The sequence below is a fragment of the Paenibacillus sp. E194 genome, assembly GCF_000935845.1.
Lineage (GTDB): Bacteria > Bacillota > Bacilli > Paenibacillales > Paenibacillaceae > Paenibacillus_B > Paenibacillus_B alvei_B.
Map to the genome: position 1 here is coordinate 16,004 of NZ_JMDX01000006.1, position 15,582 is coordinate 31,585.

A 15,582-nucleotide genomic window follows, 5' to 3' on the forward strand; every position below is an offset into this window, starting at 1 on the left:
CGATCGCCAGTCTAAGATTTCATTTCCGTACTACCATAAAGAAAGGCTGTCCAACAGAATGGGGAATCTCCCAACTTGGACAGCCTTCTTCAGTTCCTCTATTATAGACAGAACGCACGAAGCAATTATTCAGCACATTGCTGTTCGAACAGCTTCACAATTTCCACAATGACTTCTGTAGCCTTCTGCATATTGTCGACGGACACATACTCATAACGGCCATGATAGTTCTCGCCGCCTGTGAAAATGTTCGGTGTAGGCAGTCCCATATAAGACAATTGCGAGCCGTCTGTACCACCGCGGATCGGCTTGATGTCAGGCTCTACGCCAACGTTCTTCATCGCTTTATAGGCAATGTCGACTATGTGCTTCACAGGTTCGATTTTTTCACGCATATTGTAATACTGATCCTTCAGCTCAATGCTGATGCGCTCGGTTCCATACTTCTCCTGCAAGCTCTTCACGATGTTCTCCATGTTCTGCTTGCGAGCGTTAAAGTTGTCTCGATCAAAATCACGAATAATGTAGCGCAGTTTCGTCAGCTCTACATCGCCGCTAATGGAGGACAGATGGTAGAAGCCTTCATAGCCTTCTGTCGATTCAGGCGCTTCCTCTACAGGCAAGCGGCTGTTGAACTCCATAGCGATTTTCGCTGCATTGACCATTTTGTTCTTGGCCGTACCTGGGTGAACGTTCTTGCCCTTGAAGGTCAAGGTAGCTTGAGCAGCATTGAAGCTCTCATATTCCAACTCGCCAAGCGGGCCACCGTCTACCGTGTAAGCATAACGAGCATTGAAGGATTCTACATCGAAGCGATGAGGGCCTCTGCCGATTTCCTCGTCCGGCGTGAAGGCAACGCGAACCTTCCCGTGCTTGATTTCTGGATTGCGAATCAAGTACGCCATCGCCGTCATAATCTCAGTAATGCCAGCTTTATCGTCTGCGCCGAGCAGTGTTGTGCCATCTGTTGTAACGAGCGTATGGCCGATGTAATTATGTAGTTCAGGGAAGTCCTTTGGCGAGAGAACAACGCCTTGTGCTTCATTCAGCACGATGTCCTTGCCGTCGTAGTTCTCAACCAGTTGAGGGTTCACGCCTTCGCCCGATAGTTCGGTAGCTGTGTCCACATGGGAGAGGAAGCCGATTGTAGGAATGTCCTTGTCTGTATTAGCAGGAAGCGTAGCCATGACGTAGCCGTTCTCGTCCATTGTCACTTCTTCCATGCCGAGCGCCTTCAGCTCATCCACGAGCAGGCGAGCCAAGTCGAGCTGTCCAGGTGTGGAAGGGCAAGTTTCGCTGTCGTCATTGGATTGGGTATTCACTTTAACATAGGATGTAAAGCGTTCAATTAGTTCTTGTTTCACGACATTTCACCTCTGAATAGTAGCGTATCAATCTCCTTTCATCTTACCACGAATAGCAGGACTTTACCCTATTTGTGGCAACGTCTCCTTGGAACATGCATAAGAGGGGGTGTGAACCATTCCTACTCATCATGAACCCTCCCTATTTTTGAATGGGGATGTAAATCCATATCGTCGACTGTGGATGGTGTGGACCATAGAAGTCACGTCCATATACCTCGAAGTCTGCCCGATCGTCGAGGCGAAGCGGTGTGTTGCTCAGCCATGTTCCCCAGATGTAATCGTAGGTGCTCCGGAGCTGTTGGGTAATACCCTGATGCTTGAAGACAGCATAGGTACCCGCCGATACCGTATAAGCCCGCATCCCATGTGGAATGTCAGCAATGCGCTCCACGGAGAAGCCGGCTATGTGTCCAAACGGCGAATGTTCCGTGATATCCCGGAGCTCAACTTCGTGCTGAGGAGGACATATTCCATAACCAGTAAGCTCCGGCGTCATACCTTGAATCTCATGACGTCGTTGAAGCAGTTCCTCCCACAGTTCCGGTATCGTATTATGATCGGGAGAGGCGGCTCCACTTATCCCTACGACGTGAATTTCATTCTTTATTTCTGTGATGCTTGGGACAAGGCTAATGGAATCAAGCCGATGCTGCAGTCGGTCGCCCAACAGTGTATCCTTCTCGAGGAAGATGGGACGTCTGCTGCGCTTACGGAAACTGCCAGGCGTTGTGCTAAAGACCTGCTTGAATGATCGGGAGAAGGCCTCTTGAGAGTCAAATTGAAACTCCAAGGCAATGTCCAATATGGATCGCTCACTCGACAGTATGACTACAGCAGCTTCGGTTAATCTACGCTTGCGAATATAGTCACCGAGTGTCTCCCCTGTCATTGCAGCAAAGATACGATGAAAATGATAGTATGACAAATGAACAGAGGCGGCTACACGCTCTGCATCCAGCCGCTCTGTCAGATGCGATTCGATGAATCGAATCGCTTGTTCAATTTGTTCCTTATAGGTTTGCATAACCAGATCACCACTTATTTCATTTGCCAAAAATCAGGTGCATAATCATGATGACGTATCGATATCTGCACATGATCTACTGGCATTTTCCCACCTACGGGCACAGTATACCATGGATTATCAATTGGAGAACCAAAGCATATATTGATCGTTCGATCATCCAAGTCGAACAGCATGGAACGCAATGTGCCGAACCACTGGTTGTAATTATGAACAGCCAAGCCTTGCGGGTATTCAGTTGAAACTAAAGATTGCAGATCCTCCATCGTTACAGAATCAGGCTGCTCCAGAAACTGCTGCAAGATGTGCTGGCGGACGACCGAATGATTCAATTTGCCGGGCTCCAATTGCTCAATATCCGCGAACAGCGGATGGTTCGTGGCTGCGATATAAGGAGTTTGGTTTGTATCGCCTATCTCGCGAATTGCTTTGTGTCCGTCGAAGGTTTCGACCAATGCTGCATGGCCATGCGGGTCGCAGATGATGAGATTCATGTTGGATGCAATCGGCATCTCCATCACGAGATGCCGGGCTTCGCTGACGTTTCGGCACTGTTCCAGTAAAGCGCGCACGACTGCCCAGAATTGCAAGCCGCTAACTCTAGGAGGCCTCATACCGGGTGCATTGCCTACAGGCATACCGCAAGCAGAGAAGGTGACACATAATCCATGCTCATTCATGCCCTCCGTTCTGCCGAACAAGAATACGGAAAAGCCAGTATGCTTATACGCCTTCTCAATGGATGTGGAGCATAGTCTCATATCATCCACATTGGGGGAGAGATCGTAATTGCGGAGCATGTACGTGTGCCCAGTTGCAGTTTTAGCCGGCAGGATGGCACAATGGCTGCATCCTGAATGAAGTGCAGAGCTGGCATAATAAGAAATCAGCGACGGCGGCACTTCTAATGCCGCACAGAATCCGTCAATCTCCTCCGTTATTCCTGGACAATATTGTTCAAGCAGTGCGGCTGCTTCTTTCCATTGATCATCAGGTAACGACTCGTTCAATAATATGCCTTGCAAAAAATGAGGATGCTTCTTCGCAAACTCCCCTTGCTGGTACCCCGCCTCATAACGCGTTCCCTCGATATAAGAAAAATAACCTTGGATTTGCTGCATAAATAAATCCCCCTTCATGACATTGTTAGCTCTTGTTTTAGTGTAGCGGGATAAGCTTCCCGCGTTATGATATTTCCTGCTGTCTTGTTAGGGCTGTGCAGCAATACGGCATATTCAGATGTTTCTTGTCTCTGGTTGGAGGCCAATCCTTATCAAATTCTTAATTTCTTAACATTCACTTAACGGCAGGAACAATCCCCCTAACTGGGCGTCCTATTATATATCGCATATTATGTAAGCTGCAGAGTTGGAACGGCGTAAGGGGTTCGTCTTCATCCCGCTGCTAGAAGAGGAGTAAGTAGTTGGAAGTCGAATTAATATGTACCAAGGGAAGACGCTCCTTCAAGCAGAAGCGTTTTATTAGCATACATGGAAAGGGAGATAGTCACATGGGCAAGGAAACCGTTCTTGTCGTTGATGATGAGAAGGAAATTATTGAACTGCTGCAAATTTATTTAAAGAATGAAGGGTACGAGCTGCTTCAGGCATCCAATGGAATCGAGGCTTTGGATCTGCTGGAGAAGCATGAGGTGCAGCTGATTATTCTGGATGTGATGATGCCTCATATGGATGGCATTCAGGCATGCATGAAGATTCGGGAGGAACGCAATACACCTATTATTATGCTGTCCGCGAAGGATCAGGATATAGATAAAATTACGGGGCTTAGCATTGGCGCCGATGATTATGAGACGAAGCCATTCAATCCGCTCGTACTGATGGCGCGAATCAAATCTCTGCTGCGGAGAACGAAACAGCTCCGGCAAGAGGAAAATCCGCATACTGAACATGAAATCTTCATTGACGATATGATGATCAATACAGCGACCTACACGGTTATGGTGGATGATATTCCGGTAAAGCTAACGCCGCGGGAGTTCGCCATATTGAAGCTGCTTGCGGTCAATCGTGGGATCGTGCTCAGCATGGAGAAGATATACGAGGAAGTGTGGAACGAGCCCTTCATGGAATCTAAAAACACGGTAATGGTACATATTCGTAAGATAAGGGAAAAAATCGAGAAGGATCGCCAAAACCCGAAATATATCAAGACGGTCTGGGGCATCGGCTACAAAATGGGGTAGGAGCGGATATGGAGAAGCGAAACATGACGACGAAACGGCTGAATTCGATTCGATGGAAATTCCTGATTACGTTTATTGCGAGTATTGGTGCTACGGGTATTATTTTGCTGCTCGGACAGCTGCTGGCCTCTTATTTGCTGCAGCACAGTCCGTATAATATAGCGCTGGCATGGGTGATCAACAATATTGGTTCTCGGCCCGTGTTTGTCATATCAGGATGCCTATTATTTATGTTTAGCTATTATCAATTGAGTCGCCCTATAATAAGTCAATTCACGCATATCTCGAATGGTCTACAGGAGATGGCGAACGGGAACTTCGCTGTGAATATCCAAATAGATTCGTCGGACGAACTAGGCGATATTGCACAAAGGATCAATGGTGTAGCGACAGAGTTGGGCAGCTACCTACAAGAGATTACTCATGGGCTGGGTGAAATCGCCACGGGTGAACTCCAGCATGAAATACCAGTGAGATCAGCTCAAATGCTGGGTAATGTCGCGGAGAGCATTAACCAAATGAGTCGACAGTTAAGCCAATCGATTGAGGAAGAACGGAAGGCGGAGAAAACAAAGAGCGATCTCATTACGGGGGTATCACATGATTTGCGCACACCGCTAACATCGATCCTCGGCTTCCTCGAGCTTATTGAGAAGGATCGTTATCATGACGAGGTGGAGATTCGTTATTATGTCAACATTGCCTATGAAAAAGCGCTCGACTTGAAAAAACTAATCGATGATTTGTTCGAGTATACACGTATCAATAACGGGCTTCCACTTCAAGTACAGGAACTGCATATTACGAGCTTCATCCGTCAATTAGTGGAGGAATTTGTACCGAGTCTGGAGAAGGCAGGCTTGGAGTGCAGACTGCAAGTAGAAAGGGAAGCATTCAAGGTTCTGGCAGACGGCGACAGGCTCGTACGGGCTTATGAAAATTTATTGTCAAACGCGATTCAGTATGGCCGCAAGGGGCGACATATCGATATCGAGATCCAGTCGCTTGATGAACAGGCGGTTATTCGTATTATCAATTACGGGGATCCGATACCGGAGCGGGATCTGCCATTCATCTTCGACCGATTCTATCGTGTGGAGCAGTCCCGTTCCAAGGAGACAGGCGGGACGGGGCTCGGGCTGGCGATTACGAAAAGTATTATCGAGGCTCATGGAGGACAAATCGCGGCATACAGCAATCCGTATCAAACAACATTCGAGACGATACTGCCAGCAGTATCGAAGAATCCTTCGAGCAACGGAGTAATCGCTGCAGCACCCACGCTGTCCCGTTTACGTGCTACCGCAAGGTGATAGCGGAGGCGATCAACAAAACTAGGCGTTGAGGCGTGAGTTTACTGCTTGAGCTCAACGGTATGGTACGGCTCATTGAAGACTCAATGGGCCTTTTTGGGGTGTCGTTCAACCGTAAGGGGCTCAACCACAAATCTCGCGAATAGACGCATAACCAGCAGGCATAGACTAAAGATTGTACTGTCGGTTACAATATGGGAAATTCATGCCATTCATAGGGGAGACATCGGATGAGCCTACAAGCAAATGAGAGCTATGAAATTACACAGCTGTGCTTATTAGCTGGGAAGATTATGCTGCAGAGCGGCGGAGAGACGAGTCGGGTGGAAGATACCATGATACGTATTGCTGCTTCATATGGATACGAGAATTGCCATAGCTTCGTGACACCTACAGGTATTATTTTTGCAATAGATGGTTCAGCGCCAATTACACGCTTGTACCGAATCTCCGAGCGGTCGACTGATCTGAAGAAGGTGACGCTCGTTAATGATATTTCACGGAAGATCAGCAGCGGCAGTTTGTCCTATACAGAGGCTCACCGTTTGCTGAAAAAAATCGAGGTATCCAATCTGGCTTACCCCATATGGCTGCAGATTGCTGCTGCGATGCTGTCGAGCGGCTGCTTTACGATTATGTTCCGGGGCGGATGGCCAGAGTTCATCCCCTCGCTATTTGCTGGCGGGCTTGGATTCTCACTCTTTCTGTATTTCCATCGCTTATCGCGGATTAAGTTTTTCTCTGAATTTCTAGCATCGATTGTAGTCGGAACGGTGTCCTATTTCTGTGTTCAGTATGGTCTAGGTCGTGATCTCGATAAGATCGTCATCGGATCGGTGATGCCGCTTGTTCCTGGGCTGCTCATTACGAATGCAGTTCGTGATTTGATGGCGGGCCACTTAGTATCTGGCATCTCGAAGGGGGCAGAAGCGTTTTTAACTGCCTTCGCGATTGGAGCAGGGGTAGCTTGTGTCTTGTCCTTTGCCTAGGATCGTAATTACTCAGTGGATATCTAGAAATCTCAACACGATGGACATATAGATTGAGGGAGGCACTTGGTTATGATTGAGCAGCTCATTGTGAGCTTCGTAGCTTCGGCTGCGTTCGGGATTCTATTCAACAGTCCACCTAAGCTGATGCTTCAATGTGGATTTGTCGGCATGGCAGGCTGGTTCGTATATATTCTGTGCACGGACAATAATATTGGCCCTATTCCTGCGAGCTTGGCCGCATCATTCGTCATTGCGATGATGAGTCATTTGTTCGCTAAGTTGTATCGCACCCCGATTATTGTGTTCAACGTTGCCGGTGTCATTCCGCTTGTACCTGGTGGCATAGCATATGATGCGATGCGAAATATTGTAGAAGATCAGTATGATCAGGCGATTCAGCTTGCCTTCAAGGCGTCGATGATATCGGGCGCTATCGCGATCGGAATCATTTTTTCAGAAGTTCTGCATCAGGTGATGCGCAGGCGAGTCAAGGGATAAGGGGATGATGAAGTACGTTCTCCCTTAATTTTTCTTTCTGAATTGTGTAGAACAAGAGGCGGCTAAGATGATTAAGAAAAATATCGTGATTAGATTAATTTGCTGTCCATATAAGAACTTGGATATCAACTCATTGACCAAAATCGCACATGTAATGGTTAGCGTGAGGAGAGCGAGTTTACGATTGGGGTTATTTGCCCGTTTGCTGATTAGGATAATAACGCCTATTGTTAATGAAGCGTAGAATAATAATAGAGTCATAACCCCCATTATAGAGAGGGTCATGAAATACCACTTCCTTTACATTAGGTTTGTGGGGATTATATCATACGTGTGCGGCAGGATGATTATTTTTTGTAACCGGGTAGCAAAGAAAGGGGAAGGCTGAGGCCTGTCCCCTTTTCTAATTTTCAATACCTAATCGTTAACCGGTTACGGATTTCACTGATTTTCCTCGGAATAGCAGGAAGCGTACCAATTCAATAAGTGCAATTACAAGCAGGGACATGCCAAGCAGCGGCATGAGCAGTCCAAGAATGACTAGTATGACATAGAAGCCGATCATCGATTTCGTGTACGGCTGTCTTGGAGGCGCAGCAAGTCTTCCGCGTGGTCTACGCATCCACCACATTTTAACTCCCCAGTATACAATGGCAAGCAGTGCAACTACCGTCAGCAGGCATAGGATCTGGTTCGGCCAACCGAATAGATGCCCTTCATGCAAAGGAATTCCGTAGGTGAACCACTGGGCGAGAAGCCCGTAATCGCGGTAGTCGATCTTATGAATCTGTGTGCCGCTATATTGATCGAAGTAAGCTGTTATTTCCTCGCTAGGCTTGATGACATCCATTCCGGTAATGCCTGATCCAGCGGATTTAGATGCCGTGTAGACGTCTTTCTCATCTGCTGGCAAGCTCAGGACAAATGGCTTCGTCACTCCGTAATGGTGAAGCATATGCTCAATATCATCTACAGAGAGTTGCAGGTAGCCTGACGAGGATTGTGGAGCCTTCTCCTTGCGAGTGGCCCATGGCAACTCCTTCGCTTCGGATTGCGGCGGGCTCACATACAGTTTCGGATACCCTAGTGATTCATTACTTGCTGCTAGTTGATAGATCTGGTTACCCATGAAGCCAGACCAAGGCAGCCCTGTAACGATAAGAATAAGCAACGGTATCGTGAATATAATACCGAAGACCGTATGTCTCGATTTTACCTTCTCGCGTTTCGTCCCAGTTGCAGACGCTCTCTTTTTCCAACCCATATATAGGCCAGAGATGATCAGAAATACTGCCCAGCATGCTGCTAGTTCCACCAAGTAGTTAACGACGGTTCCACCCACTAGCAATGAACTATGCAAATTACGAGTTATATTCCCAAAAGTATCGTCGGCAAGGATGCTTCCAACGAGTTGTTTGTTACGATCTACAAATACATATCTTTCTTGACCAGCTTCATCACGCATGGAGAATCTGGTGTTGCGTGATTCATCATCGAAGTAACTGACCTTCGTCACTCGTTCTCCCGGGTAAGCTTGCTCCACAGCTGCAATCGCTTGACTTGTTGTTAAGGTCTGGGTGTTGGTGCTTTGTCCAAAGTACAGCGATTTGTATGTGATATCCTCAATTTCCGATTTGAACAGATATCCAATTCCGCTAAGCGATAACGTAATTAGCAGAGGGGCAATGAATAACCCCGCATAGAAATGCCATCGCCAAAACATATGGCTAAGTCTGTTGTTTGTCTTCATACTATGATGTTCCTCCTCTAAAAACAGGGGCTAGGTTGCAATACTAGGTCATTGTATGTGGAGGCGTGAAAGTGGACAAGACTCGATCGGGCTATATTTCACCGCATTTATTGAAAATTTAGTTACTTAATTTCGAGATATCGCAGTAGAGAAACAAGTGTGATAAGAAGAAGGGGACAAATGAAGTAGTAGAAGGTCATAAATAGAACGCCATAATTATGTCTAATACGTTTAATCCGCTCAAAATCGGAATCATACTGCTGCTTCTGCTGTTCATAATGGGCTTGAAGTTGACGAATGGGAAGGAGGGGCACTGAGATGGCGTGGATAGCATTAATCGCGGCGGTGCTGCTTGATTAACCGGATCGCTGACAGCAGCCCAACGGGGGGCCAAGATTCCTTTATATACCGCGACAGTACAAGATGTGTGATTGGATTCTTGGCCAGCCTCATGCCTAAAGCGTGCAGCTATTCACGATGAATAAGAATGTTTAATTCGGGATGAACTCCGTTAATTATGTTAACTTGTGCAGCTAGCATGTCGTATTCGATTGCCGAGCGGAAAAGCTTATTGTCTGGCAGGAATGTAATACTCGTTCCTGTATCTTGAGTAATACCTATTGTCCGTAATCCTCCCTGCGGAATACCCTGCTTATAATCTTGGCGGTATACTCTTCCTTCGCGGCGAATCTCCACGGAAAGCGTAAGTGAGAGCGCATTGACGACCGCCATGCTAATCCCCTGTTCTCCTCCAGGAGCTGTGAATGAAGCGCTTCTTGAGAACCTTCCCATGTCCGTTAGAACGGATTGTGCCTGTGTAACATCGTGACCGGGAAGCACATTCACTGGGATGCCTCGCCCATTGTCCGCAACGGTAACGCTTCTATCCTGATGTACAAACAGGTTCACTTCTGTGCAATACCCCGCCTGGTGTTCTTGGATACAGTTCTCTAGGACAGCCCGTATCAATAGATGCGGGTCATATTCATCTTCAGGTGCTCCCAAGTACGTACCGGCATTGCTCCGTGCCTCTGCCATCTCCATGTAGTCGCTGGCGTCGTTCAAGTCGGCAGCGGCTGATAGGAGCAGCAGGAGCGGCATGATACGGTGCTTGGGAACGGAATAGGCTCCGCCGCGTTCTTCCTGAACGAGCAGATCAGCACCTAGCAAAGCCTTCGTATGGTGATACAATTGACCAGTTGTCCCCATATGAAGCCGTTCTACAAGCTGCGGCCCAGTTTGCGGCCCTTGCAGCAGGGAGATCAGAATCTCAAGACGCTGTTTATGCCCGAGCGCGCCGAGTACCTTGGCGGCCTTATCACTGTCTAAGGTAAGCAATTGGCTTACTCGTCGTTGACAAGGAGGCAAATGGTAGAGTTCATTCGTGCTGTTGTAATAAGAACCTGAGTAATTCAATTCCCCGAGGTCTTCTCGGTCTGGGCTTTGATGCGCGGACTGTGTAAGGGACATTTCGAATGCTCTCTGACCCGGCACAGCGCCGTCTGATGCGATTCGTCTGACTAGCTGATGCACTTCTTCTAATTGAGCTTTCAATACATCCAACTCAGCTTCCACATTGCGTGAAGATACCATCATGCATCACTCCAAATTATTTACTTAAATACGTAATTACGTATTTAAGTAAATAATAAACTGGAATGTTTTTCATGTCAATCGCATGCTTCAATAATAAGAGCCTCAGGATGACCCAAATGAGATCAGTCCAGAGGCTCTTGTCCTACTGCTTCAGTTGATACGTATAAGAGCTCGGAGTCGCGCCAGCGATCCGCCGAGTAAAATAGAGCATATCTCCCTTTATACGCTCGAAGTAAAGACTGTCGCCAAACTTATTCAAACCGTTGGCCAATGCGGAGTCGATCGATTCTTTTTCTTCGCCAGTCAGGAGGTGCTTGTATAAAGCTATCGATTGTTTGGTCTTCCTATTGAAGAGATACAGGATTTTCTGTCTGGATGGGCGTACGAGCAAATAATCGTCGAATGCTTCCTCCACCGTAAACGTATCGTTCTCTCCGAAGATCTCCTGTGCAGAATAGGATGCCTTGATTGTTCCGTTCGTATCGGCGAGCTTCAGGGTGCTGTTGTCGATCATGATCCATAAGTCTCCGGCTTTTTCAATGCTTCTAAGATTAGTACCGTTTCTCTCGTAATCGACTATGGACGAAGTCGCTACTTCATGATGATGGATGATCGCTTTATAGACAACATATCTCCTAGTAGAGTCATCTTCGATTTGCAGCATATAGCTGTCATTACTGATCTGGGATGCAGTCAATATGCTGGTATCCGAAGTTATCAATTTTATATTTTTGAGTAGAAAGGGCTTATTGCCTGTACTCATATACAGGTCACCTATACTTTTGCGAAACCAAAATGCCGTACCCTTCTCTTTAGCGAATATATACGGCGTGTTATACGTAATATCCACGGTACCAGTCCTGCTTTCCCAAGACATCGGTACTTGCAATACGGAAGAGAATAGCTGAAGCGGAACATACAGCGTGTTGTTATGTATAATCGGGGCTCCCTCAAGCTGTATCGTTTTGCCGAAAGAGTAGACTTGCGTTTCTCCTACCTTCATGATGACCTCTTGTCCGGGAACAAGCACGCGAAAGGTATCGTTGGAACTGTCCATCCAGGTGAAAAAGGATAAATAATTGCCAAGTGAAAACATCGGAACGTATATGCGTCCCGACTGAAATATGGGTTTACCGTTCAGTTCTGCCTCAGCATGGTTAATCCGAATGGTGATATCGGAATCTAAACCAATTTTGGGACGGAAGAGGAAGACGACGGCTGTCAATAATACGGCGGCGGCCAAAACATAGTTTAGCCACTTTAGGATCTTCAAGGAATCTCCCTCCAAATAGGTATGTATATCCTATATTACAGGACGAATCTGGAAAGGGGAAGGTGAACAGGTCAAGGGATCGACCACGATCATTAGGCGACAATAAAGCTTGGATACATGGGAATTGGGCGAATGAGAACTTGACGGAAGATCAAGAACTAGGCAATTGCGGGGAGGTTCAGCTAAGATAGTACTCATAAGTTTTCAGACAACTGTCTGTGCAGATCGTCGAGGAGGGGGGCAGTTTACGGTTATGTTCAAATCTACGTATTTGCGTATTTTTGTATGGAGTGGCATCTTCATTACCCTCATCATTATTCCGTTCTCCTTGTTTCTTGTTCAGCGTTTCTCAGATTATGCCACTGTGCAGTTAGGGACGATTAATCGGGAGAGAATTGAGGAGACAAGGGAGCGCACGGAATTTATTCTGTCGAAGCTGAAAGGGTATGGCCTGATTATGTATGGGGATCAGACCATTCAGAACTGGATCTATTCGAATCAAGATGATCCACTGCAGGATGCAGCAGCACTCCAAACTCTATCCAAGTACCTCTCGAAAGAACCCTTTTTTGAAGGCGCTTACTTATTGAATATGCTCAGAGAAAAAGTGATTGATTTCAATGTAGGGCTGATCGACTTTCAGGAATTCTCCGACCATACGATTCTCGAGAAAGTGAAGCAAGGCGCTCCCACTCTATTGCAATATTTTCATCATGAAGTAGGAAACAAATCGTATATAGGCTTATTGCTTCCGTCCTCCTATGTCCGTAAGGAGCAGTATGGCTATCTCGTTGTATTGTTGAATAAGCGTGCAATGGAGCAGTACCTTATCGCAGGAGACGCTGATCCGGATTATCAAGTCGCGTTATTAGACCGGTCGGGGAGACAGGTGCTTGGCGCAATCAACGAGTCAATTATGCCTGAGGTTATTCAGTCCAGATCAAATGATAAACATGGCGCTCTCGAACTCAAGACAGAGGGGGAGAAGCTGTACATCAACTATATCGACTTAGATGCGCAGGGCTGGACTCTATACTCACTCTCGGGAATGAAGCAATTCCGGCAGCAGACGACGACCTTCCAGCAGACGATTGTGCTGTACTCGGTACTTCTGCTAGTTATCCTGCTCATCGTTGTATTTTGGAATTCACATCTCTTCTTCAAGCCGTTCCGAAGACTGGCGAATCAGGTTCACGGCAAGCTTGGAGTTCATGCTGTCAGTGATTACGATGCGATTCAGCAGAGTGTCACCCTGCTGCGCGATCATTATCCCCTTATCAAGACGGAATACCTGCGTCAATGGATTCTTCAGGGCAGATTGGGAGACAGCACGCGGGCAGCGCTTGCTCGTGAATCGAGAATTCTTCAACACGATTGGATAAGGCTGTCTGTCGTGAAGATTGATGGCTTCTATGACATTGCGGAGCAATATGACTTTATGTCCCGGAAGCTGCTCAAGTATGCAGTTGGCAATATTGCGGAAGAACTTCTAGGCAGCGAGAGCCGAACGATCGAAGTAGTCGACTTTGGCGGCGATCACCTGCTGCTTCTGATTGGAGTTGCCGAACCTGCAGATGATGTGATGGAGCAATTAATTGATCTCCGTCGTCAGGCTAAGGAGCATGTGCAAATGAACATCACTGTTGCTTATAGTGCAGCCAAGCATGTTCGCGATGATATGCGTGTTGTCTATGATGAGTTATGTGAGGTGACATTGTTCAAGTTCGTTAGCGGCGAGGATCGCATTTATACGGAGCAGGAGTATGAACGTTACGCAGATTTGCACTGTCAGCCGGATGATATATTGCTGGATCAGCTCATCCAGTCTATTCGGATCGGCAAGGAAGAGCAATCATTGAACCTCCTGGAGCAATTATTTGCAAGATTGCAGACGATGAAGTATTCAGAATGTCAGTTCCAGCTGCGGCTGTTATTCTTCTCTTTCGTCAAATCCTTCAGCAAGCTGACTTCCATTGATAGTGTGGAGGGGATGGAGCAGCGCCTGAGGAGGTTCACGAAGCTGGAGGATATCCATATGTGGATGAAGGAAGAGATAGTCCGCATCATGTCGCTGCTTGGCAATCAGAAGAGCTTGAATCGCAAGGGGAAGATCGTTCAAGAGGTGGTCGAATATATCCAATATCATATTCACGATCCAGCACTGTCCGTTGATGATATCGCAGACCACATTGCACTCTCCGCCAAATACGTGCGCCAGCTATTTATTGATCATTATGGATACTCAATGTCTCAGTACATACTCAATAGGCGTATCGAAATGGTGAAGGAATTGCTGCTGCATTCCGATTTGAGTGTTGCAGATATTTCACAGCAGGCAGGATTCCAGACCAAGAGCCACTTCTTCACCGCCTTCAAAAAGTCGACAGGGATGACACCAGCACAGTACCGGCTGGAGCAGGTGCAAGAGGCAAGTGGTTAGCGGAGGTAATGAGCCGTAAACGCAATAGAAGCCAAATCTGCAAAATAAGAACCCTGACATATACCACAGCAGAACCTGATTCGGCCAATGAGAACTAGTGAGATCCATAGGTGAACTGCTACGATGACCCTATCGCTCAATGATTCCACACATAGATCGTGAATAGTGAGGAGGGGAGGCTTTGCGACGTACAAAAAGAGGAGGCCATGGATTTGTTGATGAGATAAGGAAGAATCGATACCTATACTTACTCGCCCTGCCAGGGCTGCTGTTTCTGCTTCTCTTTGCTTATATGCCAATGCTGGGGCACTTGCTGGCTTTCCAGAGATACCGGCTTGCCGATGGACTGTTCGGCAGTGCGTGGATAGGCTTCCAGAACTTCGAGTTCTTCTTTCAAGGCAATGACTGGCTGCGCGTCACATGGAACACCGTATTTCTGAACGGATTGTTTCTCGTGTTCGGTCTTGGAACAGCAGTTGTGCTCGCCATTCTGTTGAATGAGGTTACAGGCAAGTGGTTTAAGAAGACCGCGCAATCATTTGTCTTTCTGCCCTACTTCATTTCTTGGCTCGTTGTCAGCATGATGGTGCAGACGATGTTCAGTTCTACAGAAGGAATAATGAATCAGGCATTGACAGCGCTTGGATTTGAAGGGGTGGATTGGTATCTATCCCCTGGAGTATGGCCTTATATTCTGACCTTCGTGTACGTATGGAAGGTTGCGGGATACAACTCCATTATCTTTCTGGCATCGATTACGAGTATTTCTTCTGAATATTATGAATGTGCCAAAATGGAAGGGGCGACCCGCCTCCAGCAAATCATGTATATCACGCTTCCGCTATTGCGTCCGATCATCATCATTATGACGCTGCTTGGCATCGGCCGAATATTCTACGGGGATTTCGGTATGATATACGCCATTATTGGAGATGTTGGCGTGTTGTTCCCAACGACGGATGTCATTGATACGTATGCATATCGCGCGCTGCGGCAGATGGGCAACTTCAGTATGTCCTCTGCGATTATCCTCTATCAGTCCTTTATGGGACTCATCGCCGTTGTTTTTTTCAATTGGTTGACACGGAAGGTTGACCCAGATTCTAGATTGTTCTAAGGTGTG

General features: G+C 47.0%; 12 protein-coding genes. 6 read left to right on the forward strand and 6 right to left on the reverse strand.

Features of this window, described 5'->3' with window-relative positions:
• Positions 1 to 125: 125 nt before the first annotated feature.
• The 3 genes from pepT to AZ66_RS01650 form a co-directional block, all read right to left on the reverse strand.
• On the reverse strand, positions 126 to 1,364 hold the full coding sequence (gene pepT / locus AZ66_RS01640) for a peptidase T (protein ID WP_021260871.1): 1,239 nt from the start codon (positions 1,362 to 1,364) through the stop codon (positions 126 to 128).
• Between the two features lie 142 nt (positions 1,365 to 1,506).
• Positions 1,507 to 2,391 carry an AraC family transcriptional regulator gene (locus AZ66_RS01645; protein WP_044353335.1) on the reverse strand — a complete coding sequence of 295 codons (885 nt, stop codon included), beginning with the start codon at positions 2,389 to 2,391 and terminating at the stop codon, positions 1,507 to 1,509.
• A gap of 14 nt (positions 2,392 to 2,405) precedes the next feature.
• Positions 2,406 to 3,512 carry a C45 family autoproteolytic acyltransferase/hydolase gene (locus AZ66_RS01650; RefSeq protein WP_044353336.1) on the reverse strand — a complete coding sequence of 369 codons (1,107 nt, stop codon included), beginning with the start codon at positions 3,510 to 3,512 and terminating at the stop codon, positions 2,406 to 2,408.
• A gap of 389 nt (positions 3,513 to 3,901) precedes the next feature.
• Between AZ66_RS01650 and AZ66_RS01655 the strand changes: the two genes are divergently transcribed.
• From AZ66_RS01655 to AZ66_RS01670, 4 genes are all read left to right on the forward strand, one after another.
• The gene (locus AZ66_RS01655) at positions 3,902 to 4,597 is read left to right on the forward strand and encodes a response regulator transcription factor (protein WP_021260874.1); all 696 of its coding nucleotides are present in this window, start codon (positions 3,902 to 3,904) and stop codon (positions 4,595 to 4,597) included.
• Between the two features lie 23 nt (positions 4,598 to 4,620).
• Positions 4,621 to 5,910, forward strand: coding sequence for a sensor histidine kinase (locus AZ66_RS01660; RefSeq protein WP_044353337.1), 1,290 nt, complete (start codon positions 4,621 to 4,623; stop codon positions 5,908 to 5,910).
• Between the two features lie 230 nt (positions 5,911 to 6,140).
• Positions 6,141 to 6,899 (forward strand): threonine/serine exporter family protein, encoded by a 759-nt coding sequence (locus AZ66_RS01665; RefSeq protein WP_021260876.1) that lies wholly within the window; start codon positions 6,141 to 6,143, stop codon positions 6,897 to 6,899.
• A gap of 72 nt (positions 6,900 to 6,971) precedes the next feature.
• Positions 6,972 to 7,400: a threonine/serine exporter family protein gene (locus tag AZ66_RS01670; RefSeq protein ID WP_021257356.1), complete on the forward strand. Its 429-nt coding sequence runs from the start codon at positions 6,972 to 6,974 to the stop codon at positions 7,398 to 7,400.
• Positions 7,401 to 7,824: 424 nt separating this feature from the next.
• Here AZ66_RS01670 and AZ66_RS01680 read toward each other — a convergent pair whose 3' ends face one another.
• From AZ66_RS01680 to AZ66_RS01695, 3 genes are all read right to left on the reverse strand, one after another.
• Positions 7,825 to 9,150, reverse strand: coding sequence for a PepSY-associated TM helix domain-containing protein (locus AZ66_RS01680; protein ID WP_021260878.1), 1,326 nt, complete (start codon positions 9,148 to 9,150; stop codon positions 7,825 to 7,827).
• Positions 9,151 to 9,618: 468 nt separating this feature from the next.
• On the reverse strand, positions 9,619 to 10,746 hold the full coding sequence (locus tag AZ66_RS01690; RefSeq protein ID WP_082061408.1) for an ATP-binding protein: 1,128 nt from the start codon (positions 10,744 to 10,746) through the stop codon (positions 9,619 to 9,621).
• Between the two features lie 142 nt (positions 10,747 to 10,888).
• Positions 10,889 to 12,019: a copper amine oxidase N-terminal domain-containing protein gene (locus AZ66_RS01695; protein ID WP_044353340.1), complete on the reverse strand. Its 1,131-nt coding sequence runs from the start codon at positions 12,017 to 12,019 to the stop codon at positions 10,889 to 10,891.
• Between the two features lie 253 nt (positions 12,020 to 12,272).
• On the opposite strand from AZ66_RS01695, the gene AZ66_RS01700 reads away from it, so the two are divergent.
• Both AZ66_RS01700 and AZ66_RS01705 read left to right on the forward strand, forming a co-directional pair.
• Positions 12,273 to 14,459, forward strand: coding sequence for a helix-turn-helix transcriptional regulator (locus AZ66_RS01700; protein WP_044353341.1), 2,187 nt, complete (start codon positions 12,273 to 12,275; stop codon positions 14,457 to 14,459).
• A 181-nt stretch (positions 14,460 to 14,640) separates the two neighbouring features.
• Positions 14,641 to 15,576 carry an ABC transporter permease gene (locus AZ66_RS01705; RefSeq protein WP_021260883.1) on the forward strand — a complete coding sequence of 312 codons (936 nt, stop codon included), beginning with the start codon at positions 14,641 to 14,643 and terminating at the stop codon, positions 15,574 to 15,576.
• Positions 15,577 to 15,582: the final 6 nt, after the last annotated feature.

What these genes read in the sequence shown, in the direction of transcription:
- AZ66_RS01645 (WP_044353335.1), bottom strand. Translation starts at nt 2,391, where the DNA reads ATGCAAACCTATAAGGAACAAATTGAACAAGCGATTCGATTCATCGAA.
- AZ66_RS01650 (WP_044353336.1), bottom strand. Translation starts at nt 3,512, where the DNA reads ATGCAGCAAATCCAAGGTTATTTTTCTTATATCGAGGGAACGCGTTAT.
- AZ66_RS01655 (WP_021260874.1), top strand. Translation starts at nt 3,902, where the DNA reads ATGGGCAAGGAAACCGTTCTTGTCGTTGATGATGAGAAGGAAATTATT.
- AZ66_RS01660 (WP_044353337.1), top strand. Translation starts at nt 4,621, where the DNA reads ATGACGACGAAACGGCTGAATTCGATTCGATGGAAATTCCTGATTACG.
- AZ66_RS01665 (WP_021260876.1), top strand. Translation starts at nt 6,141, where the DNA reads ATGAGCCTACAAGCAAATGAGAGCTATGAAATTACACAGCTGTGCTTA.
- AZ66_RS01670 (WP_021257356.1), top strand. Translation starts at nt 6,972, where the DNA reads ATGATTGAGCAGCTCATTGTGAGCTTCGTAGCTTCGGCTGCGTTCGGG.
- AZ66_RS01680 (WP_021260878.1), bottom strand. Translation starts at nt 9,150, where the DNA reads ATGAAGACAAACAACAGACTTAGCCATATGTTTTGGCGATGGCATTTC.
- AZ66_RS01690 (WP_082061408.1), bottom strand. Translation starts at nt 10,746, where the DNA reads ATGATGGTATCTTCACGCAATGTGGAAGCTGAGTTGGATGTATTGAAA.
- AZ66_RS01700 (WP_044353341.1), top strand. Translation starts at nt 12,273, where the DNA reads ATGTTCAAATCTACGTATTTGCGTATTTTTGTATGGAGTGGCATCTTC.